This is a genomic window from Tolypothrix sp. PCC 7712 (assembly GCF_025860405.1).
GTDB lineage: Bacteria > Cyanobacteriota > Cyanobacteriia > Cyanobacteriales > Nostocaceae > Aulosira > Aulosira diplosiphon.
This window is the reverse complement of sequence record NZ_CP063785.1, coordinates 8,801,495-8,822,974: the sequence shown is the minus strand read 5'-3', so window position 1 is coordinate 8,822,974 and position 21,480 is coordinate 8,801,495. Positions and strand designations below refer to the sequence as shown.

Annotated in this window: 22 protein-coding genes and 1 tRNA gene; 9 read left to right on the top strand and 14 right to left on the bottom strand. The window is 40.8% G+C overall.

The window, feature by feature from the left end:
* The first annotated feature begins 358 nt into the window (after window positions 1–358).
* Window positions 359–481, top strand: coding sequence for a hypothetical protein (locus tag HGR01_RS35990; RefSeq protein ID WP_255325129.1), 123 nt, complete (start codon window positions 359–361; stop codon window positions 479–481).
* 17 nt (window positions 482–498) lie between these two features.
* Here HGR01_RS35990 and HGR01_RS35985 read toward each other — a convergent pair.
* Window positions 499–571: transfer RNA gene (locus HGR01_RS35985), tRNA-Ala, on the bottom strand.
* A 73-nt stretch (window positions 572–644) separates the two neighbouring features.
* Between HGR01_RS35985 and HGR01_RS35980 the strand changes: the two genes are divergently transcribed.
* The gene (locus HGR01_RS35980; protein ID WP_045867599.1) at window positions 645–1,547 is read left to right on the top strand and encodes a rhodanese-related sulfurtransferase; all 903 of its coding nucleotides are present in this window, start codon (window positions 645–647) and stop codon (window positions 1,545–1,547) included.
* Between the two features lie 13 nt (window positions 1,548–1,560).
* Here the strand turns inward: HGR01_RS35980 and HGR01_RS35975 are convergent, their stop codons facing one another.
* Both HGR01_RS35975 and HGR01_RS35970 read right to left on the bottom strand, forming a co-directional pair.
* Window positions 1,561–1,692: an alpha/beta hydrolase gene (locus tag HGR01_RS35975; protein WP_155538910.1), complete on the bottom strand. Its 132-nt coding sequence runs from the start codon at window positions 1,690–1,692 to the stop codon at window positions 1,561–1,563.
* 77 nt (window positions 1,693–1,769) lie between these two features.
* Window positions 1,770–2,438 carry a class I SAM-dependent methyltransferase gene (locus HGR01_RS35970; protein WP_045867598.1) on the bottom strand — a complete coding sequence of 223 codons (669 nt, stop codon included), beginning with the start codon at window positions 2,436–2,438 and terminating at the stop codon, window positions 1,770–1,772.
* 138 nt (window positions 2,439–2,576) lie between these two features.
* Between HGR01_RS35970 and HGR01_RS35965 the strand changes: the two genes are divergently transcribed.
* Together HGR01_RS35965 and HGR01_RS35960 are read left to right on the top strand one after the other, a co-directional pair.
* Window positions 2,577–3,008, top strand: coding sequence for a CoA-binding protein (locus HGR01_RS35965; RefSeq protein ID WP_045867597.1), 432 nt, complete (start codon window positions 2,577–2,579; stop codon window positions 3,006–3,008).
* A gap of 235 nt (window positions 3,009–3,243) precedes the next feature.
* Window positions 3,244–4,182, top strand: coding sequence for a phosphoribulokinase (locus HGR01_RS35960; protein ID WP_045867596.1), 939 nt, complete (start codon window positions 3,244–3,246; stop codon window positions 4,180–4,182).
* 1,016 nt (window positions 4,183–5,198) lie between these two features.
* Here the strand turns inward: HGR01_RS35960 and HGR01_RS35955 are convergent.
* The 5 genes from HGR01_RS35955 to HGR01_RS35935 form a co-directional block, all read right to left on the bottom strand.
* Window positions 5,199–5,729: an adenylate kinase gene (locus HGR01_RS35955; RefSeq protein ID WP_045867595.1), complete on the bottom strand. Its 531-nt coding sequence runs from the start codon at window positions 5,727–5,729 to the stop codon at window positions 5,199–5,201.
* An 841-nt stretch (window positions 5,730–6,570) separates the two neighbouring features.
* Entirely contained in the window at window positions 6,571–7,809 is a 1,239-nt protein-coding gene (locus tag HGR01_RS35950; protein ID WP_045867594.1) for a DUF445 domain-containing protein, read from the bottom strand.
* Window positions 7,810–7,933: 124 nt separating this feature from the next.
* On the bottom strand, window positions 7,934–8,626 hold the full coding sequence (gene ubiE / locus HGR01_RS35945; RefSeq protein ID WP_045867593.1) for a bifunctional demethylmenaquinone methyltransferase/2-methoxy-6-polyprenyl-1,4-benzoquinol methylase UbiE: 693 nt from the start codon (window positions 8,624–8,626) through the stop codon (window positions 7,934–7,936).
* A 102-nt stretch (window positions 8,627–8,728) separates the two neighbouring features.
* On the bottom strand, window positions 8,729–9,685 hold the full coding sequence (locus HGR01_RS35940) for a response regulator (protein ID WP_045867592.1): 957 nt from the start codon (window positions 9,683–9,685) through the stop codon (window positions 8,729–8,731).
* Window positions 9,686–9,792: 107 nt separating this feature from the next.
* The gene (locus HGR01_RS35935) at window positions 9,793–9,993 is read right to left on the bottom strand and encodes a hypothetical protein (RefSeq protein ID WP_096621947.1); all 201 of its coding nucleotides are present in this window, start codon (window positions 9,991–9,993) and stop codon (window positions 9,793–9,795) included.
* Between the two features lie 154 nt (window positions 9,994–10,147).
* Here HGR01_RS35935 and HGR01_RS35930 point away from each other — a divergent pair, with 154 nt between their 5' ends.
* Window positions 10,148–11,233, top strand: coding sequence for a RuBisCO accumulation factor 1 (locus tag HGR01_RS35930; RefSeq protein ID WP_045867591.1), 1,086 nt, complete (start codon window positions 10,148–10,150; stop codon window positions 11,231–11,233).
* Between the two features lie 252 nt (window positions 11,234–11,485).
* Here HGR01_RS35930 and pstB read toward each other — a convergent pair whose 3' ends face one another.
* The 4 genes from pstB to HGR01_RS35910 all read right to left on the bottom strand — a co-directional run bounded on the left by pstB (window position 11,486) and on the right by HGR01_RS35910 (window position 15,428).
* The gene (pstB, locus tag HGR01_RS35925) at window positions 11,486–12,280 is read right to left on the bottom strand and encodes a phosphate ABC transporter ATP-binding protein PstB (RefSeq protein WP_045867590.1); all 795 of its coding nucleotides are present in this window, start codon (window positions 12,278–12,280) and stop codon (window positions 11,486–11,488) included.
* Window positions 12,274–13,200, bottom strand: a complete 927-nt coding sequence (pstA, locus tag HGR01_RS35920) for a phosphate ABC transporter permease PstA (RefSeq protein WP_045867589.1) — start codon at window positions 13,198–13,200, stop codon at window positions 12,274–12,276. Before pstA ends, pstB begins: the two co-directional genes overlap by 7 nt.
* Before the next feature lie 51 nt (window positions 13,201–13,251).
* Window positions 13,252–14,166 (bottom strand): phosphate ABC transporter permease subunit PstC, encoded by a 915-nt coding sequence (gene pstC, locus HGR01_RS35915; RefSeq protein WP_045867588.1) that lies wholly within the window; start codon window positions 14,164–14,166, stop codon window positions 13,252–13,254.
* A gap of 257 nt (window positions 14,167–14,423) precedes the next feature.
* Entirely contained in the window at window positions 14,424–15,428 is a 1,005-nt protein-coding gene (locus tag HGR01_RS35910; RefSeq protein WP_045867587.1) for a PstS family phosphate ABC transporter substrate-binding protein, read from the bottom strand.
* Between the two features lie 436 nt (window positions 15,429–15,864).
* Between HGR01_RS35910 and HGR01_RS35905 the strand changes: the two genes are divergently transcribed.
* From HGR01_RS35905 to HGR01_RS35895, 3 genes are all read left to right on the top strand, one after another.
* Window positions 15,865–16,644 carry a phosphate ABC transporter ATP-binding protein gene (locus tag HGR01_RS35905; protein WP_045867586.1) on the top strand — a complete coding sequence of 260 codons (780 nt, stop codon included), beginning with the start codon at window positions 15,865–15,867 and terminating at the stop codon, window positions 16,642–16,644.
* Window positions 16,645–16,869: 225 nt separating this feature from the next.
* The gene (locus tag HGR01_RS35900) at window positions 16,870–18,084 is read left to right on the top strand and encodes an NYN domain-containing protein (RefSeq protein WP_228045724.1); all 1,215 of its coding nucleotides are present in this window, start codon (window positions 16,870–16,872) and stop codon (window positions 18,082–18,084) included.
* 119 nt (window positions 18,085–18,203) lie between these two features.
* Window positions 18,204–18,917 carry an HAD family hydrolase gene (locus HGR01_RS35895; protein ID WP_045867584.1) on the top strand — a complete coding sequence of 238 codons (714 nt, stop codon included), beginning with the start codon at window positions 18,204–18,206 and terminating at the stop codon, window positions 18,915–18,917.
* Between the two features lie 163 nt (window positions 18,918–19,080).
* On the opposite strand, the gene HGR01_RS35890 is transcribed toward HGR01_RS35895, so the two are convergent.
* Window positions 19,081–19,707, bottom strand: coding sequence for a CPP1-like family protein (locus tag HGR01_RS35890; protein ID WP_045867583.1), 627 nt, complete (start codon window positions 19,705–19,707; stop codon window positions 19,081–19,083).
* A 678-nt stretch (window positions 19,708–20,385) separates the two neighbouring features.
* On the opposite strand from HGR01_RS35890, the gene HGR01_RS35885 reads away from it, so the two are divergent.
* Window positions 20,386–21,105, top strand: a complete 720-nt coding sequence (locus HGR01_RS35885; protein ID WP_045867582.1) for a response regulator transcription factor — start codon at window positions 20,386–20,388, stop codon at window positions 21,103–21,105.
* A gap of 110 nt (window positions 21,106–21,215) precedes the next feature.
* Here HGR01_RS35885 and HGR01_RS35880 read toward each other — a convergent pair whose 3' ends face one another.
* The gene (locus HGR01_RS35880) at window positions 21,216–21,431 is read right to left on the bottom strand and encodes a hypothetical protein (RefSeq protein ID WP_155538909.1); all 216 of its coding nucleotides are present in this window, start codon (window positions 21,429–21,431) and stop codon (window positions 21,216–21,218) included.
* Window positions 21,432–21,480: the final 49 nt, after the last annotated feature.

The window sequence follows — 21,480 nt, the reverse complement described above, 5'->3', positions numbered from 1 at the left end:
CGCCTGATTATACAGCGTGCGGTTACGCTAATGAAGACTAGCGCGATGTGCAATTTTTCTCAAGTCGTTTGTCGGAGTCTCAGAAATAAATTATCCACCAAGTAGGGACACGGCACCGATCAAATCTCTGCTTGAGCGAAAGTCTATGGCAGCCGTGCCCTTACAATAAGGATATTTTTTATTTAAAAGGCCTTAAATGGCATGGAAATTCTGATTGTATCTGTGGGCAATCTAAAATTACAGCTATTTTCTGGGAAATAGACCAAATTTGCCTACAGCGCACAGCAATACTGTGCCGTGACAGCGTGGTTCCAAGGGGTGAAAACTGCTGTACGAAACATACCGGAGACTAATTTCCATGTCCACAAGCCCAATTAGTGCCACACTCAAGCAATCAGATAGAAATGACTTGTTGCAAGCGATGTCTACGACAAGCCGCTTCACGTCTACGCCACCATTAAAGAAAAGCTACCATTTTTGATTGATTTAACTACTGAATGGAGGTTAGCGGACTCGAACCGCTGACATCCTGCTTGCAAAGCAGGCGCTCTACCAACTGAGCTAAACCCCCATAGAATGAGATTAGGTAGCTTATTTAAAGCTGTCTTTGTTATTGTACCTGAAACCGGTTCATTTCTAAAGGGATGAAGCAAGAAAATCTTCAAGTTGTTGTAGCACTTTATAAATTCGTGAGTTTGCCGGATTTTGCCGAGAAGCGAGAACCTTTATTATCTTACTGCCAGCAGCAAGGTATCAAGGGAACCATCCTGTTAGCACAAGAAGGTATTAACGGCACCATCGCAGGTTCACGCCAAGCTATTGACGCAGTTTTAGAATTTCTGCGTTCCGATTCGCGGTTAGCAGACATCGAATCCAAAGAATCCTACGCTAGTACACTACCATTTGAGCGGATGAAGGTGCGTTTAAAGTCCGAAATTGTGACTTTAGGATTGCCAGAAGTCGATCCTAATCAACAGGTAGGAATTTATGTCGAGCCTCAAGAATGGAATCAACTAATTTCCGATCCGGAAGTTACCGTGATTGATACCCGTAACGATTACGAGGTGAATATTGGCACTTTCACAAGGGCGCAAAATCCTCAAACTCATATATTCCGAGAGTTTCCTGAGTATGTACGCCAAAACCTCGACCCCGAAAAACATAAAAAAGTCGCTTTGTTTTGTACTGGCGGGATTCGGTGTGAAAAAGCCTCATCCTTCATGCTGTCCCAAGGTTTTGCAGAAGTCTATCATCTCAAAGGTGGCATTCTCAAATATTTAGAAGAAGTTCCCGCCGAAGAAAGCTTATGGCAAGGAGAATGCTTCGTTTTTGACGAACGCATCGCCGTCCGTCATGGACTGGAAGAAGGCACTTATGATATGTGTCAAAGTTGTGGTCGCCCAATTTCTGAAGCAGATAAGGCTTCACCTAAGTACGAGGAAGGTGTTACTTGCCCCTACTGTTTTGATGACCTCACCGAGGAAAAAAGAGTACGTCAGCAAGAAAAAAGGCGACAGTTTCTTTTCAAGGGTAACTGTAAATCATGAATAATGACAACTTTTAGGGAATGGGGCATGGGGCATTGGGCATTGGGCATTGGTGTTTGGTAATGGGTAATGAGTAATGAGTAATGGGTAATGAGTAATGAGTAATGGGTAATGAGTAATGAGTAATGGCTATTCTCCCCTGCACCCCTGCTTCCTCTGCTTTCTCTGCTTCCTCATCTCCCAGTCCCCAGTCCCTAATCCCCAGTCCCTAATCCCCAATCCCTAATCCCCATTCTTCCGCACCAAGGTTAAACCATCCGCAATGGGTAATAAACTAAGATTTATGCGCTGATCTTGATGCAGTTTTTGATTAAAAGCGCGAATTCTTTTGGTTCTATTGTCTTGTACTTGGGGATCTGCAACTCTTCCTGACCACAGGACATTATCGATCGCAATCACGCCACCTGGACGGATTAATTGTAGCGATCGCTCATAATAGGCATCATAGTTGCTTTTATCAGCATCAATGAACGCAAAATCAAAGGTTTCGGCTTCCCCTGCTTGCAGCAACTTATCTAAAGTTTCTAACGCTGGGGCAATGTGCAGGTCTATTTTCTCTGCCACCCCAGCTTGCTGCCAATAATGACGCGCGATCGCTGTAAACTCTTCACTAACATCACAGGCTACTATTTTTCCGTCGCTTGGTAAGGCTAAAGCTACTACTAACGTACTGTATCCCGTAAATACACCTAATTCTAAAGTTTTTTTAGCACCTATTAGCTGTACCAACAATGCCATAAATTGCCCTTGTTCAGGTGCAATTTGCATTCTCGCCATTGGATGCTGGGCTGTTTCTTGCCGTAACTGAGCTAATATTTCTGGTTCTCGCAAAGAAACAGAGAGTAAATAATTATAAAGATTTGGTTCAAGTCCCTGTGTTTGATTTGTCATTGGTCATTCGTCATTTGGTGTTTGGTAATGGGATTTCTCCCCTTCCATTACCCATTCCCCATTACCCATTCCCCATTACCCATTCCCCATTACCCATTCCCCTCTACCATTTACCTTGTAGTTAACTATTCACGGACTATGCCAAACCTGAAAGATGATGATAACGCTCTGCGTGATGTGTTAATTCAAGCAAAAGCGATCGCAGTTGTTGGTCATTCGGATAAACCCAATCGTATCAGTTATCAAATTGCTCAGTTTTTGCAGCGTGCAGGTTACACAGTCTATCCCGTCAACCCATTAGTTACAGAAATTGATGGGCAGCCTTGTTATCCTTCCTTGAGAGAAATTCCTGCGAGTGTAGATATAGTGAATATCTTTCGGCGTGCTGAGTATTTGCCAGAAATTATCGAAGAGGCGATCGCAATTAAAGCCCCAACGGTGTGGGCACAACAAGGTATCTGGAATCAAGCAGCCGCCCAAACTGCTTTAAGTGGTGGGCTGAATGTAATTATGGATGCTTGTATCAAAATCGAGTATTTGCGTTTGGGTATAGATGCAGCCAGAGGTTAGGAACTGGAAGGGGACAAGGGGACAAGGGGAAATAACTTTACTTATGACCAATGACCAATTACCCATTACCCTCTCTGCATAAATTAATTCAAAAATCAAAAATTGAATTGCTATATTGTGTAGAGATGTTGCATAGAAGCAGTAACTTAAGTTACTGAACAAAATCCCCTTTAAAATTAGGAATATTCTCAATTAATCATTAACAGACTTACTAAACTCTTTGTGGGGGGGTATGATGAGCCGTCCAATTATTCTTGGTATTGTCGGTGACAGTGCTGCTGGCAAAACAACACTAACTAGAGGGATTGCTCAGGTACTCGGGCCCGAAAATGTCACGATCATCTGCACAGATGATTATCACCGTTATGATCGCAAACAACGTGCAGAAATTGGGATCACTGCCCTCCACCCAGATTGCAACTATCTAGATATTATGCAGCAGCATTTATCGCTGCTTCGCACGGGACAGTCAATTCTCAAACCAGTTTACAGTCATAAAACTGGGACTTTTGAACCACCACAGTATATTAAACCGAATAAATTCGTCATTATTGAAGGATTACTGGGTTATTCTACACGCGCTGCCCGTGAAGCTTATGATGTGAAAGTTTATCTTGCACCTCCCGAAGAGATACGCGCCCAGTGGAAAGTTAAACGAGATACTCAAAAACGCGGTTATACTCCCGAACAAGTACTATCAGAATTAGAAAAGCGCGAACCAGATTCAGAGCAATTTATCCGTCCGCAACGACAATGGTCTGATATAGTTGTTAGTTTCTACCCACCTGAAGATGCCAAAGAAGAAACTAATGGACATCTGAATGTGAGGTTGGTACTACGTCCCACAATTCCGCATCCAGATTTTACTTCACTTCTGCACTTAACTGATAGTAGTTCCGATTCAGCAATTCGTTTGGGATTAGACAGGGATATGAGTAAACCTGTAGATGTGCTAGCAGTTGATGGTCACGCAACTTTAGAACAAGTGAATAAATTAGAGCAGATTATCTGTTCGGATATGCCACATTTAAAAAATATTTGCGATCGCGAAAGTAACCCAGAACTTGGCAAAATCGCTGGTACAACTGGCGAGGTACTACAAAGTTATCCCTTAGCGCTGACTCAGTTGATTATTACTTACCATATGCTCAAGGCAACGCAAATTCATATTTAACTTGGGTGAAAGGAGAAAGGGTAAAGGTGAAAGGGGAAAGGGGAAATTTAAAACTTTTCCTTTTTGCCAAATCGCAATGAAGATAAATGCTAATCCCAACCTCGATTTAATTACGTAGCGCTTTACGCTTCCCGTAGGGTACTACGAATTATTAATTCATATCATGTCCGGCAAATTACCCTTAATATGTCATTGCGAGCAGAACGAAGTGGAGCGAAGCAATCACAAGGACTCTGCGATTGCTTCACTTCGTTCGCAATGACGGGCATTTGAACGGACATGATATCATTTGCGATCGCATTTTTGAGGTAGTAGCGTGGCAAGGCTAAAATGTTGCAATAATTTTTCTTGTGGGGTGGACATCTTGTCCGCCCTGGACGGGTGAGACACCCATCCCACAAGAGTTTTTTTATGCACTATTTTAGGCGTGTCAGTCCAGTAGGGTGTGTTATGCCGGAGGCTAACGCACCTAAAATTTTTAATGGTCGGTCATTGATGCGTTACGCTATCGCTAAAGTAAGTGACATTCCATCCTACATAAAGTGATTAAGAAATACAAATTTTATTTCTTCTGACTCTTCACCGTTACCTGTTCGCTCTCTACGCCAATAATTTCAGTAATTAAAACTGATTTTTCTATACTTCATTTATCTCAAGAATGCTCTTTTTTGATCAATACTTGATAATGTAAAGAATAAGCGTATCAGATACTACAAATAAAATAGATAAGAACTTATAAAGTTATCTATCTCTAGCTTGAGTACTTTTTGATTTTCAGCAGATTAAGATAGGGTGAAACCTGCTAAACAATTGGTTTAACTTCAACGCACCTTAAATCAGATATTAGCTCCTAATAATAAAGGAGGTACAACCAAGCGTACCTCCTTTTTTCTCATCTTTATTGCTGATACCAATTTGAAAAGAGAAGGCGACAAATTGTAGGTAGGGAACATCCACAATCTTGTTGTATATCAAATTATCTTACTACTGCCGTGCCTATTTATTTGCCCCATGCCCTATGCCCTATGCCCATTATTTTCAATTGATTCCCAAAATTGCGAAATATCTTGAGTCGATTGAAGATGATAAACATTTTTCTGGCTTTTTGCCTGCTTGATATACTCACGATATCTAGGAGTCAAATATTTGTCGCATAAAAAAAGCACGCGGTAGCTATTTAGCGAACTTTTAAATATAGGACTGTTTTTTGGCCAGCCGTCTGGTGGGTTAAAGTAACCTGTGATTAGTCGTTTAGTTACCCACCAGAAATGTACATATAGCGGTAAATCGATAAAAACTAAGCTATCTGCCTCATCTAGTCTAGGCCAAAGGGTTTCCATAGAACCAAACCCATCAATAATCCATTGTTCACTAACTAAAATTTGCTCATGGGCGCGTTTATAATCTTCATCTGAAAGCTCAACACCGCCTGATTGATATTTAATTTTGTCCAAGACATGAAGCGGTAAACCCGTGATTTGGGATAATTTCTTGCTGAGAGTAGATTTACCACCTCCAGCGTTGCCAAATACTGCTACTTTTTTCATCCGACTCTCCTGTTAGTGAATAGGCTAGCACGGCAAAAGTAAAAAGTGAGCCAGTGCGGTGGACGGGTTCCCAAGGCACTCAGTTGGGCGGCTTTGCCGACTTGAAGGAAGTGCCGTCGGCATAAAGCAACTGGCGAACTCCGCAGGAGTCAAAAGTCAAAAGAAAGAATACTTATACCACAAGCCTTTTAGCAATTACAGATAGTCTGTTTATTTGCGTCGATTTGTACTAGTGGTGAATTACCAAAATTTTTATAACTTCATAGACAGCACTAAAGTGCTAAACAATTCAGGTGAAGCCTGATCAAGAATTTATTCACGACTGAGAAAGGCTATTCCGCATCCAGAATCTAAAATCTCATACCAAATCAAATAATGTTTGCGACACATCAATATACTCTAGAGGACAAGGCACTGCCCACCTGTGTCAACTTAACGTGAAACCTGCTTTGTAGCAAGGTTTTTGCCCTCACCCCCAGCCCCTCTCCCACAGGGAGAAGGGAGCCAGAGATTTAGTTCCCCTTCTCCTGCGGGAGAAGGGGTTAGGGGATGAGGGCGCGAGGTATTTGTACAACGCCCGCCCTATAGAGCATTTAGCTTCAGTTGACACCAATGGGCACTGCCTTGCCCCTACAATCTGTCGCATTATTTTTTTAAATTGGTATAATCCAAAATTGGATGACGGCAATTAAAATAGCGTAGACGCTTATCCCCATGTTTAGAAAACAGGGGCTGGCGCGTCACGCTTCTTGAATCGCTAGTTTTAATGTTTGCTTTAGTTGTATTCCCAAAGCACAAAGCAGCCCTGAAAAATCATCAATTACCAATTACCAATTACCCATTATTGTTGATTCAACAGTAAAAACACCGTTTGACCTAAACCCACAATTACACCTAAGACACCACCCAAGGTTACAATTGCCTGCAATTCACTTTTAACAATTCCTTCAATTGCAGCTTCTAAATCAGCAGGAGAAGTTGATTTGACGCGGTCAACAATTACCTGATCGATAGATAGAATTGGAATTACTTGCGCGACAATTGCTTCCAAATCTTTCTCTAAATAGCGTTCCAAAATTAAAGCCAATTCTTGGCTGACAACTTCTAGAGAACTACTAACTACGGGTGATGTACTCAGACGATTGAGCAACAAAGAAGCGATATTCTCCCAATCTACGGAGTCAGTTAAACCTTGTAGTAAATCGCTACCGCTAGTTTGCAAGTAATGACGGACGCTTTCTCTGGTAGTTTTACGCAGTTGGCGTACTGTCCCTATGGGTAAGTTTTGCAATGATAAATTTTGCAAGAGTTTTCTGATGCGATCGCGGATTTGCAATTCTTGAATTAATTCTTTCAACCGATCGTTAGTAGCCTCTTTTTCATCTAAGCAAAAAGCTCTCAGTCTAGTAAGAGTATTGCGTAAACCAAACAAATTCGCTACTACCCAATAGGTACCGCTGGTCTTTTCCCGAAAGGTTTCGTCAATGGTTTGAATTGTGCGATCGGTTAAAAAATCAACTATTGTTTGTCGCAGCACATCTGGCGGCACAACTACTTGCAAAAGCCAATCAGCCAGCCTAGTTGACTGTTCTTCACTCAGTTGAAATTCTAGGAGTATTTGGTCAAAAATCTGATTGATTTGTACTTCCAAGAAGTCTTCTCGCCGCGCTAAAACTTTGAGGAGACGTGGCAAAGATTCACCTAATAAATCACGCAAAATTCCGCCGACAATTTTAGCACTTTTTTGATTTTTATCCTCGGAATTGATTTGGTCAAGTGCTAGTTTTAACAACCACAGAATTGCTCCTTCTACTCTTTCTGTTTGTAACAGACGGCGAGCGAGATTTTGCAACTCCTCTGGTGTCAAAAGTGACCCCATGATTGTATTAGAAATCTTCAGAGCTAGCCTTTCCTGGTTACGGGGAATTAAGCCAGGTGTGAATGGCAATCTTTGCTTACCGATATAAATTGCTCGGTAGGGGCGAAATAACATTTTGATGGCTATATCATTCGTGAAATAGCCGATAATTCCACCTAATATCGGTGGTGATACATAAAGCCACAAATGAGACCAATCCACAGGATTTTGGAATTAGCAATTTTGGGTATTAGATATTGGTTTTTAGATTAAATATTGACTTTTGCATTTAAGAGTCTCTGTGTTTTTCCCAGTAGACCTTAAGGCAAAATATGCAATACAAAATCTAAAGTTTACTGACTACCAGCACTCCCATCATACCGTTCACAATGGGGTAGTGTGTGACTTCAGCAAAACCAACTTGATAAGCTAATTCTACCTGTTCTTTGCCAATAGGAAAGCGATCTAGGCTGGGACTGATGTAGGCGTATTCTTCCTTAACACCTAACTGGGTCGCTATAGGGACAACAAGATTATCCAAATACCATTGCTGGAACGATCGCAGCTGCGGATTATCTGGGCGATGAAAATCTAATATGGCAGCTTTTGCACCAGGTTTGAGAACGCGGTACAACTCTTTAAGGCTGCGGGGAATATCTTTAACATTTCTTAAACCATAGCCCATTGTGGCGGCATCAAATTTGTTGTCCTCAAAGGGTAAATCTAGGACATCCGCTTCAACCCAGGTAATTGGAGGTTGGGTATACTGATTTTGCGAGCGTTCTTGAGCCATTGCTAGCAGGTTATGGGAAAAATCTACTGCATATACATGACCTGTAGCGCCTACACGCCTGGCTAAACCAAAAGCGATATCCCCACTCCCGCAACACAAATCTAAACAAGTATCTCCCGGTTGCGGGTTACTCCATTTGATGGTCATTTCCTTCCAAATTCGGTGTTGTCCCAAACTTAACCAATTATTCAGTTGGTCATAAATAGGAGCAATACGATCAAAAATAACGCGAATTTCCTGAGTCATTAGTCAAAGTGTCAAGAGTAGGAGAGACGCGATTCCTCGCGTCTGTAGTCAAGGGCCAAAAGTCGCGAGTTGAAGTTTAGACCCTAGACTATTGACACTTGACTAAATTTGTGTTTGGTGATAAAAACTGCTCGTGAGAGCGATCGCCACCAATTGTGCTGATAAATTGATTAGCTTTAACTCATCATCTCGCAAAGTGTGTGGTTGTTTCCACTGTAGCGATAATACCCCCATAACTTTGTTGCGGTAGTTAATGGGGATAATTAAGTGTGCTTGTACACCAGAATTTTGGTAATGAGCAACACTGGATAATTTTGGATCTTTAAGTATATTTAGTGAAACTTGAATATTGCCAGTAGCGATCGCCTCGCTGGTTAAGGGGTCTTGGGTTAGCCAGTTTTCTACAGTACCGCCTTCACAGTAAGACCCTTGAGTTGCAATTAAACTATGATCTTCAATCAGTTGCAAAATGCAGGCATCTGAGCCAAAACTTTGACTAAATGCAGTAGCAATTGGTTTCAGTATTTCTTCTAAACTATTAGCTGCTTGTGTTACTTCCACTAAAACAGTTAACAGTGCCATTTGAGCATTAGCACAGCGTAATTCTTCTGTACGTTGCTTCAGTAAATCGTAGGTTTCGGCTGCCCGTTGGACTACCGCCTTCAATTCCCCTGGGTCCCAAGGCTTAGTAATATATTTGTAGACTTGCCCAGCATTAATTGCTTCCACCAAATCTTCAATATCAGTAAAACCTGTAAGGATAATTCTCACGGTATCTGGAAACTGAGGTACAGTCTTACTGAGAAACTCAGTTCCCTTCATTTCTGGCATTCGTTGATCAGAGATAATTACCGCCACCTCTCCCTCTGCTGCCAGCATTTGTAAGGCGTTCATCCCGCTATCAGCCTTGAGAACTTGAAAATCCCGGCGAAAGGTGCGATACAACAGATCTAGATTATCTGGTTCATCATCAACCACCAGGATTTTGAGTTTTTTCGGCCTATCTAAAGTTCTTAATTGACGACGATCTGTATTAGTTTCCAAACTGAGATTATCCATAAATGCCTTAAAATATTTACTATCTTGTTATATTCCATACCAAGTCTAGTTGATAATACATTACCCAGCCTTGCGAAGAATTGCGGATGTCGTTAAATAATAGGGAACTAGGGATTGGGGATTGGGGATTGGGGAATGAGTAATGAGTAATGAGTAATGGGTAATGGGTAATGAGTAATGGGTAATGGGTAATGGGTAATGGGTAATGGGTAATGAGTAATGAGTAATGGGTAATGGGTAATGGGTAATGGGTAATGAGTAATGGGTAATGAGTAATGAGTAATGAGTAATGGAAATTTCTCCCTCATCTTCCTCATCCCCCTCATCCCCCTCATCCTCCTCATCCCCCTCATCTCCCTCATCTCCCTCATCCCCATCTTTTACACCTGCATTTGAGTACAGGGTTTTCCGGCTTTTTTCCTATAGAATAAGATTTGCCGAGCCGGTATTAATTATTAACGTATGACTGACCTACCACCCAACCCTCAAAATCCTGACAACGCTGATTCAGATACCGCCCAGGAGTTGCTAATAAAGTTACGGCAAAAGCAAGGTAACTGGGTGGAATGGGGTCAAGCGATCGCTTATTTGCAAAAAAATGGTTACAATCCTCAAGAGATTTTTGAGGCTACTGGATTTGAGCCAATTCAACAAAATCAGGTAGTTGTTGGTTCTCAAGTTTATAATTCTTTAGAAAAAGGCGGTGCATCGGAGGCAACGCGATCGCATTACGCCTCACGTGGTAGTGATATTTTATATGAGTTACGTTTACTCACCCATGAAGAACGCGCCGCAGCTGCTGAATTGACTTTCCAGCACAAACTCGACATGGATGAAGCCAGGGAAGTAGCCAAAGCCTATAAAGAGTTTTGCCGCTTCCGCATCTTTCCAGAAGGATTTTCCAATCATCCCGGAGATGCTGTAGCTTATACTGCCTGGAAATTAGCACGGCAAAACAGCGATTTTCAAGAGCGATCGCGTTTAATTGCTAAAGGCTTACGGTTTGCACACACAGCATCGGCTAGGAAACAAATTGAACAATTACTCACAGATTTTACTGTCGTTCCTAAACGTCCGGCTCCACTTTTACCCTTTTATCGCCTAGAGTCTGAAGAAGAGTTACCGAGAATTATCCCTGTAGCTGGTGAGTTGCCATTGACACCAAATGACTTAAAAGCGGTGCCATTAGTGACAGAAATTCAACCATTTCGTATGGTTAAATTTACTGGCGAACAAGCTTGGGTACCATTACCAGGTTGGCAAGTACTATTGAGTGCCGAAGACCCAGTAGTGATTATAGCGAATAGCGATCGCCTGCCAAACCAAAGCCAAAATCAACCAGGACAAGTTTTAGTAGTAGTAGATCGTGCCCAACGGCAATGGGATGCTTCCAGCTATTTTATATTAGAAAATTCCGGTGAATTAGACATCCAGTGGTTTGAGAATGACCCAGAAATTCCCCTGTTAGGAAAAATTATTATCATCCTGCGTCCCAAGAAAATCCTTGATGAAGAAATCACCAAAGATTCTTGGCAAATTGACGAATAATCAATTAGGGACTTCCAAGTAAAAAACATTCCATTGCTATTGTTGACTGTTGACGGTTCACAGTTAACGGTCAACAGTCAATGACTTGAACGGAATAATTTATTTTTTAGAGTTCCCTAATAATTGAATTCCCTCATCCTGTCTTCATTTTTGAGGACAGGAATTTTTAATCACAAGCAATTCCCCATTACCCCTTCCCCCTTCCCCATTGCCCCTTATCCCCAGAGGGGGCCCCGAGTTCCCCATTCCCTATTACCCAAACAACCCACTTACATAATCAGCCGTTCTTTTATTCGCAGGATGATTAAAAATCGTTTGTGTCTTGTCAAACTCCACCAATTCACCCAAATACATAAACGCCGTATAGTCAGAAACACGGGCTGCTTGCTGCATATTGTGAGTAACAATCAAAATTGTGACTGTTTCCTTGAGTTGAGTAATTAACTCTTCAATACTAGAAGTAGCGATGGGATCTAAAGCAGATGTCGGCTCATCAAATAGTACAATTTCTGGGTCAGTTGCTAAAGCACGGGCAATACAAAGCCGTTGTTGTTGACCACCAGAAAGGTTAGAAGCTAAATCACGCAATCTATCTTTAACTTCATCCCACAATGCTGCACCACGCAAAGCTTTCTCTACTTTCTCATCAATAACTGCGCGTTTTGTTTCACCTCGCACTCTCAAACCATAAGCTACATTTTCGTAAATAGACTTAGGAAAAGGATTAGGTCTTTGAAACACCATACTAATCCGCATCCGGACTTCAATGGGGTCAACCTTATTACTCAACAAATTAATTCCATCTGGTTCTAAACTAATTTCTCCGCGATAACGATTCCCCGGATAAAGGTCATGCATTCGGTTGAAACAACGCAAGAGAGTAGTTTTGCCACATCCAGAAGGCCCAATCAGTGCTGTTACCTGTTGATCACCAATGGGCATATTAATATCTTTTAAAGCGTGGACTTTGCCACCATAGTAAAAATTGAGATAATTAACCGCAGCTTTAATCGGTCTTTCTAAAATTGAAGATTTTTTTTCTACCATTTGATTGTTTTACGTAAACGATAACGGAGATAAATAGCTATAGCATTCATAGCCAAAGTCATGGCAATTAGTACAATACCTGCGGCGGCGGCGTTCACTTGAAATGCTTCTTGAGGACGAGACACCCAATCAAACATTTGAATGGGTATAACTGTGAAAGGTGCTAATAGCCAGGAAAAGGATATAAAAGGAAATTCTCCTTTAATTGGAGAATCTGGAAGAAAGGCAATAAATGTCAGCGCGCCTATGGTAATTAAAGGTGCAGTTTCGCCAATAGCGCGTGCTAAAGCCACAATAATTCCTGTGAGAATGCTACCAGTTGCATAAGGTAAAACATGATCCCAAATCATTTGCCATTTAGACGCACCAGTAGCGTAAGCAGCTTCGCGAATACTATTAGGAATAGCGCGCAAAGCTTCCCGAGTGGTGACAATTACCACAGGTAAAACTAATAGGGCTAATGTCAATCCTGCTGTTACCACGCTAGGGCCTAAATTGAAGCCATAGACAAATAAACCCAAGGCTAACAGTCCATAAATAATGGATGGAACACCAGCCAAATTAGTGACATTAATCTCAATCAAATCAGCTAGCCAATTTTTCTGGGCATATTCTTCTAAGTAAATTCCTGATGCTATACCAATCGGAATTGCAACCGATGCCGTTACTAGCATGACTAAAAGAGAACCTACCCAAGCCGAAAGAATACCTGCATTTGCTGCTCTACGGCTAGGAAAGGATGTAAAAAAATCCCAAGAAAGACGTGGCGCACCATCACTAACTAAGTCAAATATTAGTGCTAGTAAAGTCACAATTCCAATCAACATTGACAACAAACCAACAATACTAAAAATATATTCAGAAAGCTTGTTGCGGTTAATAATAGCGCGGATTTGCCGCATACTACGAGTGGTGGTCATGGAATTCGTAATTTCTAATTCGTAATTAACTGACAAATGACCAATACCAAACTAATAAATCTCTCGATAGCGCTTAGTTAGAAAATGACCAATGATATTAAATACCAAAGTCATTAATACTAGAGTTAGCCCTACAGCAAAGATAGTTTCGTATTCCAAAGTGCCATGTGGTAAATCGCCAAGACTGACTGCAACAATGTAAGCTGTCATAGTTGCGGCTGGTTCCATCGGGTTCCAAGTAAGGTTAGGTTGACCGCCAGCTGCGATCGCGACTATCATCGTTTCACCAACTGCACGGGAAATTCCCAAAATGTAAGCGGCTGATATCCCAGAAATCGATGCTGGGACTACAACTCGTAAGGCTGTTTGCAAGCGAGTCGCACCAGTTGCATAAGAACCTTCGCGCAGATGTGCAGGTACGGCGCGCATTGCATCTTCACTCAGGGAACTTACATAGGGAATAATCATAATTCCAATGACTAAACCCGCACTCAACATATTAAAACCAGGTAATTCTGGCAATATTACCTGCAATAAAGGCGTAACAAACAGTAAGGCAAAATATCCGTAAACTACTGTAGGAATCCCTGCCAATAATTCTAAAATCGGTTTGATTACCTCTCGGACTATCGGTGGTGCAAATTCACTGAGGTAAATAGCAATAATTGTCCCGAGTGGAATTGCTACTAATAAAGCAACTACAGTAGTTACTAAAGTTCCTGACACCAAAGGCCAAATACCATAGTGTTTGTCGTCAAATAAAGGTGTCCATTGGGTATCTGTGAGAAATTCCCAAATAGATACTTTCTGAAAAAATAGTATGGATTCATAGACCAAAATGGCGACAATCGCTATGGTAGTCGCCACAGAAGACAATGCTGCGAGAAACAAGACAAACTCAATGGCCCGTTCACGCAGATTACGCAATAGTTTGGGAGAAAGTCGAGTTGGTTTAGCACCAATCATATTAACTGAATAGCGATCGCTCTTGAAAAAATTTACTTCAATTAAGATAAAGAGAGGTAAAAACCTCCCTTGGATAAATCATCAAATAAGTTTTGATTTGAGATTTTAGATTGACAAATACAATCCAAAACTTAGAATCTAATACCAATTTGAAAAAAGAAGGCGACAGATTGTAGGGGCACGACACGCCGTGCCCTCTAGAATATATTGATGTTTCGCAAACTCAATTAAACCCAATTCAAACTTTAGAAATGAGTTTATTCTTTAGCGTCGCGGCGCATTAATTCGTCAATCTTTAAACCAACTGCTTCTTGACCACCAAATACACTGCCAAATCTCTTTTTGTTGAAGTGGCTTTGAGCTGTAGTGTAAGCTGAACTTGGCAGCGCTACATATCTGACTTCTTTGGAGAATTTAGCAGCATTTTGCAAGTAAAATTTCACAAATTGCTTTACTTCTGGTTTATCAATTGATTTTGAACTGACATAAATAAACAGTGGTCTAGATAGAGGAGTATAACTGCCATTTTTGACAGTAGCTTCTGAAGGTGATACCCCATTAACTGCTACAGCTTTCAGCTTTTTGCTATTTTCTGCATAATAAGCATAACCAAAGTAGCCCAAGGCATTTTTATCACGGGAAATACCCTGTACCAAAACGTTATCATCTTCACTAGCGGTAAAATCACCCCGGCTAGATTTAGCTTTACCAACTACAGCTTCGGTAAAGTAGTCAAAGGTTCCAGAATTAGTCCCAGGGCCAAATAACTTCAATGGTGCATTGGGGAACCCAGAACGGACTTGACTCCAGTTACTAACCTTACCTTGCGCCCCTGGTTCCCAAATTTTCTTGAGTTCAGCTACTGTAAGGCTTTTTGCCCAGTTATTTTGTGGATTAACTACAACTGTTAAAGCATCATAAGCTATTGGTAATTCTACATAACGAACACCATTAGCTTTACAATCGCTGATTTCTTTTTGCAGAATCGGACGGGAAGCATTAGAAATATCTGTTTCACCGCGACAGAACTTTTTAAAGCCGCCGCCAGTACCGGAAACACCTACGGTAACTCTTACTCTACCGCCTTGAGCCTTTTGAAAATCCTCCGCTGCTGCTTCCGTAATGGGAAATACAGTACTAGAACCATCTACTGTGATTGTGCTGACACTTTGGGACTGAACCGCAGACATTGTTAACCCAAAAGTAGCAGCTACAAATGAAGTTACACCTAATACCGTCAAGCTGTTAAGCTTAAAGTTCATCTTGTTCACCAGGATACTCCTAATTTGTCGGGCGTACAATTGTCGCCCAATCAGTGTAAAAACAGACTGTTCTTCTGAAGTTCAGAGTTAGTGAACATATCAGTTAACTGTTCACTACCTGAAATTTGACTGGCTCAGGTAATATAAAAGTTAACTCCTGGTTATATGAAGGCTAATTTGTAACACATGCAAGTAATGTCTTTTTGTCAAGCTCTTCATGCTTGATGCAAAGCTCAAATGTCATCAAATGTCATTAATTAAGCATATTAATTGGTGTTTTTTGGAGATTTTTACTTGTATAATCACTTTTCTCCAACCTTTAGGTATAGTAAAAATTCACAAATACTTCATAAATCAGGTTAGAGAAATAACGTACTACGGAATAGGAGTTTCAGCGTTCTGATAACTCGGTCTTGATATCAAATATTTTGCGACCATGAGTAAATTAGTTACGGCTATAAAAGTCAGCAATTTTAGCTTTTATTACGAAAATAAGAAGATCCTTGAAGATATATCATTAGATTTTTACCAAGACAAAGTTACTGCCATTATTGGCCCTAGCGGTTGTGGTAAATCTACTTTTCTCAAATCGCTCAATCGCATGAGTGAATTAGAAGGAGAAATAAAAGTTGAAGGGAGAGTAGAATTTTTTGGTCAAAATATCTATGAGCGGCGCGTGAATTTAAATCGGGTGCGTCGCCAAATTAGTATGGTTTTACCTAAACCAAATCTCTTTCCCATGAGCGTTTATGATAATGTCGCCTATGGGGTCAAACTCGTCGGCTGGTATCCGAAATCAGAATTAGACGCTATTATCGAATCTGCCATTAAAGCTGCTGACCTCTGGGATGAAGTGAAAAATAAGCTGCATAAATCTGCTTTGGAACTTTCTGGAGGTCAACAACAACGGCTCTGTATTGCTCGTGCTTTAGCCGTTAAGCCCAGAGTTATTTTAATGGATGAGCCTTGTTTTGGACTAGACCCCATCGCTAGCGGCAAAATTGAAGAATTAATCCAAAGTTTACGCTCTGAGTTAACGATTGTGATTGTCAGCCATAATATGCGGCAAGTCACTCGTGTATCAGATTTTACTGCTTTCTTTCAAACCAACGAAAATCGGGTTTGCAGCGTAGTTGAATTTGGCTCCACTACGAAAATCTTTACTAATCCTTCCGATTACCGCACCCGCGAATATGTTTTACCACGGATAAACTAAAGCATTTCCTACATTGATCATGCAAAGTTCATGACTAATCTGAGCTAGAAAACATTCTCAAGCAGGGACTAGTAAATTTATTAAACTTTGTAAACTTGACTTTTCAGATTGCAAAATTAGAGGTAAATATCAGCACAAGACAAGCTAAATAACAAGATGAAATGTCCCCGATGCGCCTCTACTTCATATCGTAAAAACGGCCATAGGAATGGTAAGCAGTATTATTTGTGCAAAAATTGCCGTAAACAATTCATTGAGCCTGTATTACTGCATTCTGTAGAAAATGAGTGGATTGGGGATAGCAATGGACATTCTCAAATACCTTTAGTTGATGTCAAAGAACTTTCTTTAATAGAAAATTTGCCAACAGAGATAGAACAAGAGAAAAATTCTGAAGCTCGAGGTTTAACTTTAGCGCAAGAACTGTTGCAAACTCTATTATCACCAGAATTTTTAGAATCTCCTGCATTAGACCAATTTATTCAAAAAATCAAACCTCAAGTTGAGAGTCAAACACTGCAAGATACAGGAATTTCTCTATTGCTATTAGATGCAGAAAACTTAAAAATAGATATTGCGGCTGAAGAGTTTTTAGCTAGTATCTGCAATTATCCGCTACAAGTAAAAATTGCATTTGCTAACTGGAAAACTCCCAGTAATGGAAAGCAAGATACAGAATTATATGAACGTGGCTATCAACTTTTTCATGTCCCTGGAGGTAAAGACAGCGCTGATGCGAAAATGATTGCTGTTGGTGCTAGTCTATTAAATTGTTATCCCACAGTTAAAGCAATATTTGTTTGTTCAGGAGATGGTATTTTAACCCACCTATGCAATGAACTACAAAACCAAGGCTTAACAGTATATTGGGTGCGGAGAAAATCTCAAACTTTACATATCGAGAATAAAACTACCGGAAAATTTATCTTTTATTCTCTATCACAAGCAATCGAAATTCCCTCCTTAGAAGGGGTTGTAGATAAAATCCAGGATTTGATTAAAGCTGAACAGGAATCTATTAATTCAAGACTGAGCAATTTGAATGCGATCACTAATCTATTTCAAGAGCGTTGCGAACTAGATTCTAACAGTAACCCGCAAAACTTAGAAGACAAATCCAATCCATCTTCAGACAAAGAGGATTTAGCCACACAGACGAATACATTAGAAGTTAAGGAAATTGGCTCAAAGGAAGACTTGGAAAAGTTACTAGGAGAAATTCTTAGCAATATGCAAGCTAAGTCTCCTCAAGTAAACTTAACTGTATCCAAACTAGGAACAGAGTTACAGAAAATATCTGGACAATCTCCGAATGCGATTGTCAAAAAGCTCAAGTTAGGTGCTAATTTCACCAAATTCTTGCAATCATCTCCCCAATTTAGTTTAAAGCCCAGTGGTCGGGAGTATGAAGTAATGAAGTCGGATGTGGGGAATGGGTAATGGGTAATGGGTAATTGGTAATGGGTAATTGGTAATTGGGATAACACCTAAGCCCAAACTCCCAAAAGGTAACAATATATGAGATAATTTAATAAAAATTAATATTTGCTTTTCCGCCGATGCTAAGACTAATTACTGACTTCGACGGCCCTATTGTTGATGTCTCTGAAAGATATTACCGTGTTTATCAATTTTGTTTAGAAAAAACCCGACGTTCCGATCAATCTGTACGAGAACTTTCCAAGGCAGAATTTTGGCAACTGAAGCGATCGCGAGTTCCAGAAAAACAAATTGCGATCAACTCGGGACTAGATGAAACACAGGCATTAGAATTTGCACAATTGCGGCGGCAAACAGTACATACTGAGAATTATTTTCAATACGATACTCTAGTCCCTGGTGCAGTAGAAGCGCTCGTCAAGATTCAAGCTGCGGGAATCGATTTGGCGGTGATGACAATGCGCCGAGTTTGGGAATTAGACTATGCTTTCCAAAAATTCCAGCTAGGTAGATTTTTCCCAGAGAATCGCTGTTATTGCCTAGCTAACGACTATGTGAAAACCCGTGATATTGAAGATAAGCCTTTACTGATGACAAGGGCAATTGAGGAACTCCCTGCTGTGGCTGATAGCTGGATGGTGGGAGACACGGAAGCTGATATTGCGGCGGCGAAAAAACATAATATTAAGGCGATCGCTGTGGAGTCTGGTATCCGTGATCGCACTCAATTAGAACCTTACCACCCTGAGTTTATTGTGCCGAATTTAAGTGCAGCAGTTGATTTCATTTTAGAAACTGGACTTAAAAATCAGCGATCGCTTTCTATCGGTTAGTAGCTTGTAATGGCACAATATTGCAGGACTTGGCAATAGTAATGGGTAATAGACCTGAAACTGTATAGTCTATTACCCATTAGTCAGCCAAAATCTGAAATATTCAGAAAATTTATTTGGGCAGCTTTGCCATAAACAAAATCGAGTCAACATAGTCCCGAAATTAACGTAAAAAGCTGCTAACCAACCATAACAAAATAAACGTTAATACCGTAGAAAACTGATTTGATGTGAGACTAATGAATGGTACTTGCGGTAAAAGCCAGTTAGCGACTAACCCTCCAAGGATTAAACCAATAATTAGCCCAACTAGCGTGAATAAAACTGCTCGACCAAATTTACCTTCTTTACGATTGAGAAAGTAAATACTAATTCCCACTCCAACTACTAAAACTAGCTGCAAAACCTGATCGCCTGCTGCTGGGTAGAATAAGCTAGCGGCACTCAAACCCGCATACCAAGCTCCAGGTAACAGCACATCAGCTTTTGTTGGCTGATCAAGCATACGTTGCAGCCACGCTGGCGACTGCTCATTCTTAGTTGGGCTTTCTTTGGGAAGCGATTGCACTCGAACTTCAGGAAACCGAATGCGCTCAGGAACTTTAATTTTACCTTCCTGGCGCATCCGCAAGCGTTCCATTAAAATCGCGTCGTAGGCAACTTCAATAACTTCTAGATGCTTGGCATCGCCACTGTGTTGCTCCAATAGGCGATTGCGAGCATCTTGAATTTCGTCGAAGCTAGCATCTTCTGATACCCCAAGTTTTTCGTAGGGATTTTGATCGCTCATGGGAGTTTATATTTCAGCCTCGGTCAGCGGCAGTCTTTTGTTGACAGAAATACAAATTTAGCTTTTATTTTGATTGTAATCCTCATGCCCATCAAAATTGTTGCCATACTTGGATACTAGCATGGGTTAGTTTGATCGACTTGGGAATTTTAACTATAAGTCACTTTAACATATTGCCATAACTCCGTGTATCCCCCCATGTCGTTGAATAGTTCTCGCTCTACTCTAGAATTTGAACTCAGAATACTTAAAATACAATATTTATGAAAAAATTAAACTTTCCATTTCCTTTTTAGTCACTGACTCCTGCAATCTGGAGTTTTAATCACTCAGTTTAAGCATTGTAGGTGGTATCGATCCGCATATCGATTTAATATTGAAACAATTTCAATTACCACTTACTTGGGATCGGAAAGTCTTCTAGGTTACTAAACTGCTGTGGCTGAGAGGGAAATTTCTAGTTTATGGATACAAAGTTAGCCAAAATTACAGTATTTGCACTGATATGCTTGTCTGTTAACTGGTTGAATTATCCAAAACATGATTACACTATTATTTTAGATAGTCAGGAAATGCATCTCTTAGCCTTGTAGATTTTTAACGAATTCCCTAAGTGGAAACAGCGTTTATACGCAATTCTCCTGTTAATCCTATGAATTTTTGTGCAAAGTGATGGTCATGGCTCCTGCCAAGATTCTTGTAGTTGATGACGACCCAGCGGTTCGGAATTTAATCCAACGCTTTTTAATTAAGCAGAGTTATCAAGTAGAAGCTGCTGAGGATGGTAAGACAGCCTTAGCGCTATTTGAGCAATTTAACCCCGATTTGGTGATTTTAGATGTAAATTTACCAGATGTAATTGGGTTTAACCTCTGCCAAGAGATGCAAAGTCGCAATGGTGTTTTTGTATTGATGCTCACGAGCCGCGCAGACGAAGCTGACAAAATTCGCGGCTTTGCTAAAGGTGCTGATGACTATCTCACCAAACCCTTCGGTTTGGGAGAATTAGAAGTCAGAGTAGCAGCTATTTTGCGACGGCAACGTGTAGTCACCACAGCTGAACAAAAACGCCTCGTTTTTGAGAAGTTGATGATCGATCCAGTCCGGCGGGAAGTAGCGCTGAACAACCAACCAGTACCCTTAACCGCTTTGGAATTTGACTTGTTACATTTCTTAGCTAGCCATCCTGGTAGAGTTTGGCGGCGCGCAGAACTCATTCAAGAGGTCTGGGACTATGAATATGTAGGCGACCAGCGGGTTGTAGATGTACATATTGGTCAAATTCGCAAAAAAATTGAAATTGATGCCAGCCAGCCGGCGTTAATTCAGACAGTACGTGGCGTGGGATATAAATTTGAATGTCCTACTCACTCCCCACAATTAGAAGTTAGTTCCTAAATGTTTAGTCTATAGTCCAGAGTTTTTAACTCTTGACTTTTGACTTAAGTCACGAAAGTAACTTCAGTAAGCACAAATCAATCTAAAACATGCAACGAAGTCTACAGTCGCTACAATACTAGCGATTCTGTTCTTTGCAAAGCTGGTGTGTCTAAATTTAGCCCAGCTCCATTGGCAATGACGTACTCGCAACGGTTCTGGGCATGGGGAATTGGGCATGGGGCATGGGAAAGACAAATTTTCAGGGCAAGGTTTGTGCCAAAACCTAGCCTGAATGTTGTATTGAAAATCAGGCAGTAGGCAGAAGGAAGGATTGATATTTTCATCCTTGCTTGTACCAAATCCTGACTTATGATAGCTAACTTGAAAATATTG

Coding starts and splice junctions, on each gene's coding strand:
- HGR01_RS35990 (WP_255325129.1), top strand. CDS start 359: ATGTCCACAAGCCCAATTAGTGCCACACTCAAGCAATCAGATAGAAAT.
- HGR01_RS35980 (WP_045867599.1), top strand. CDS start 645: ATGAAGCAAGAAAATCTTCAAGTTGTTGTAGCACTTTATAAATTCGTG.
- HGR01_RS35970 (WP_045867598.1), bottom strand. CDS start 2,438: ATGACAAATCAAACACAGGGACTTGAACCAAATCTTTATAATTATTTA.
- HGR01_RS35965 (WP_045867597.1), top strand. CDS start 2,577: ATGCCAAACCTGAAAGATGATGATAACGCTCTGCGTGATGTGTTAATT.
- HGR01_RS35960 (WP_045867596.1), top strand. CDS start 3,244: ATGAGCCGTCCAATTATTCTTGGTATTGTCGGTGACAGTGCTGCTGGC.
- HGR01_RS35955 (WP_045867595.1), bottom strand. CDS start 5,729: ATGAAAAAAGTAGCAGTATTTGGCAACGCTGGAGGTGGTAAATCTACT.
- ubiE (WP_045867593.1), bottom strand. CDS start 8,626: ATGACTCAGGAAATTCGCGTTATTTTTGATCGTATTGCTCCTATTTAT.
- HGR01_RS35940 (WP_045867592.1), bottom strand. CDS start 9,685: ATGGATAATCTCAGTTTGGAAACTAATACAGATCGTCGTCAATTAAGA.
- HGR01_RS35935 (WP_096621947.1), bottom strand. CDS start 9,993: ATGAGGGAGAAATTTCCATTACTCATTACTCATTACTCATTACCCATT.
- HGR01_RS35930 (WP_045867591.1), top strand. CDS start 10,148: ATGACTGACCTACCACCCAACCCTCAAAATCCTGACAACGCTGATTCA.
- pstB (WP_045867590.1), bottom strand. CDS start 12,280: ATGGTAGAAAAAAAATCTTCAATTTTAGAAAGACCGATTAAAGCTGCG.
- pstA (WP_045867589.1), bottom strand. CDS start 13,200: ATGACCACCACTCGTAGTATGCGGCAAATCCGCGCTATTATTAACCGC.
- pstC (WP_045867588.1), bottom strand. CDS start 14,166: ATGATTGGTGCTAAACCAACTCGACTTTCTCCCAAACTATTGCGTAAT.
- HGR01_RS35910 (WP_045867587.1), bottom strand. CDS start 15,428: ATGAACTTTAAGCTTAACAGCTTGACGGTATTAGGTGTAACTTCATTT.
- HGR01_RS35905 (WP_045867586.1), top strand. CDS start 15,865: ATGAGTAAATTAGTTACGGCTATAAAAGTCAGCAATTTTAGCTTTTAT.
- HGR01_RS35895 (WP_045867584.1), top strand. CDS start 18,204: ATGCTAAGACTAATTACTGACTTCGACGGCCCTATTGTTGATGTCTCT.
- HGR01_RS35890 (WP_045867583.1), bottom strand. CDS start 19,707: ATGAGCGATCAAAATCCCTACGAAAAACTTGGGGTATCAGAAGATGCT.
- HGR01_RS35885 (WP_045867582.1), top strand. CDS start 20,386: ATGGCTCCTGCCAAGATTCTTGTAGTTGATGACGACCCAGCGGTTCGG.
- HGR01_RS35880 (WP_155538909.1), bottom strand. CDS start 21,431: ATGAAAATATCAATCCTTCCTTCTGCCTACTGCCTGATTTTCAATACA.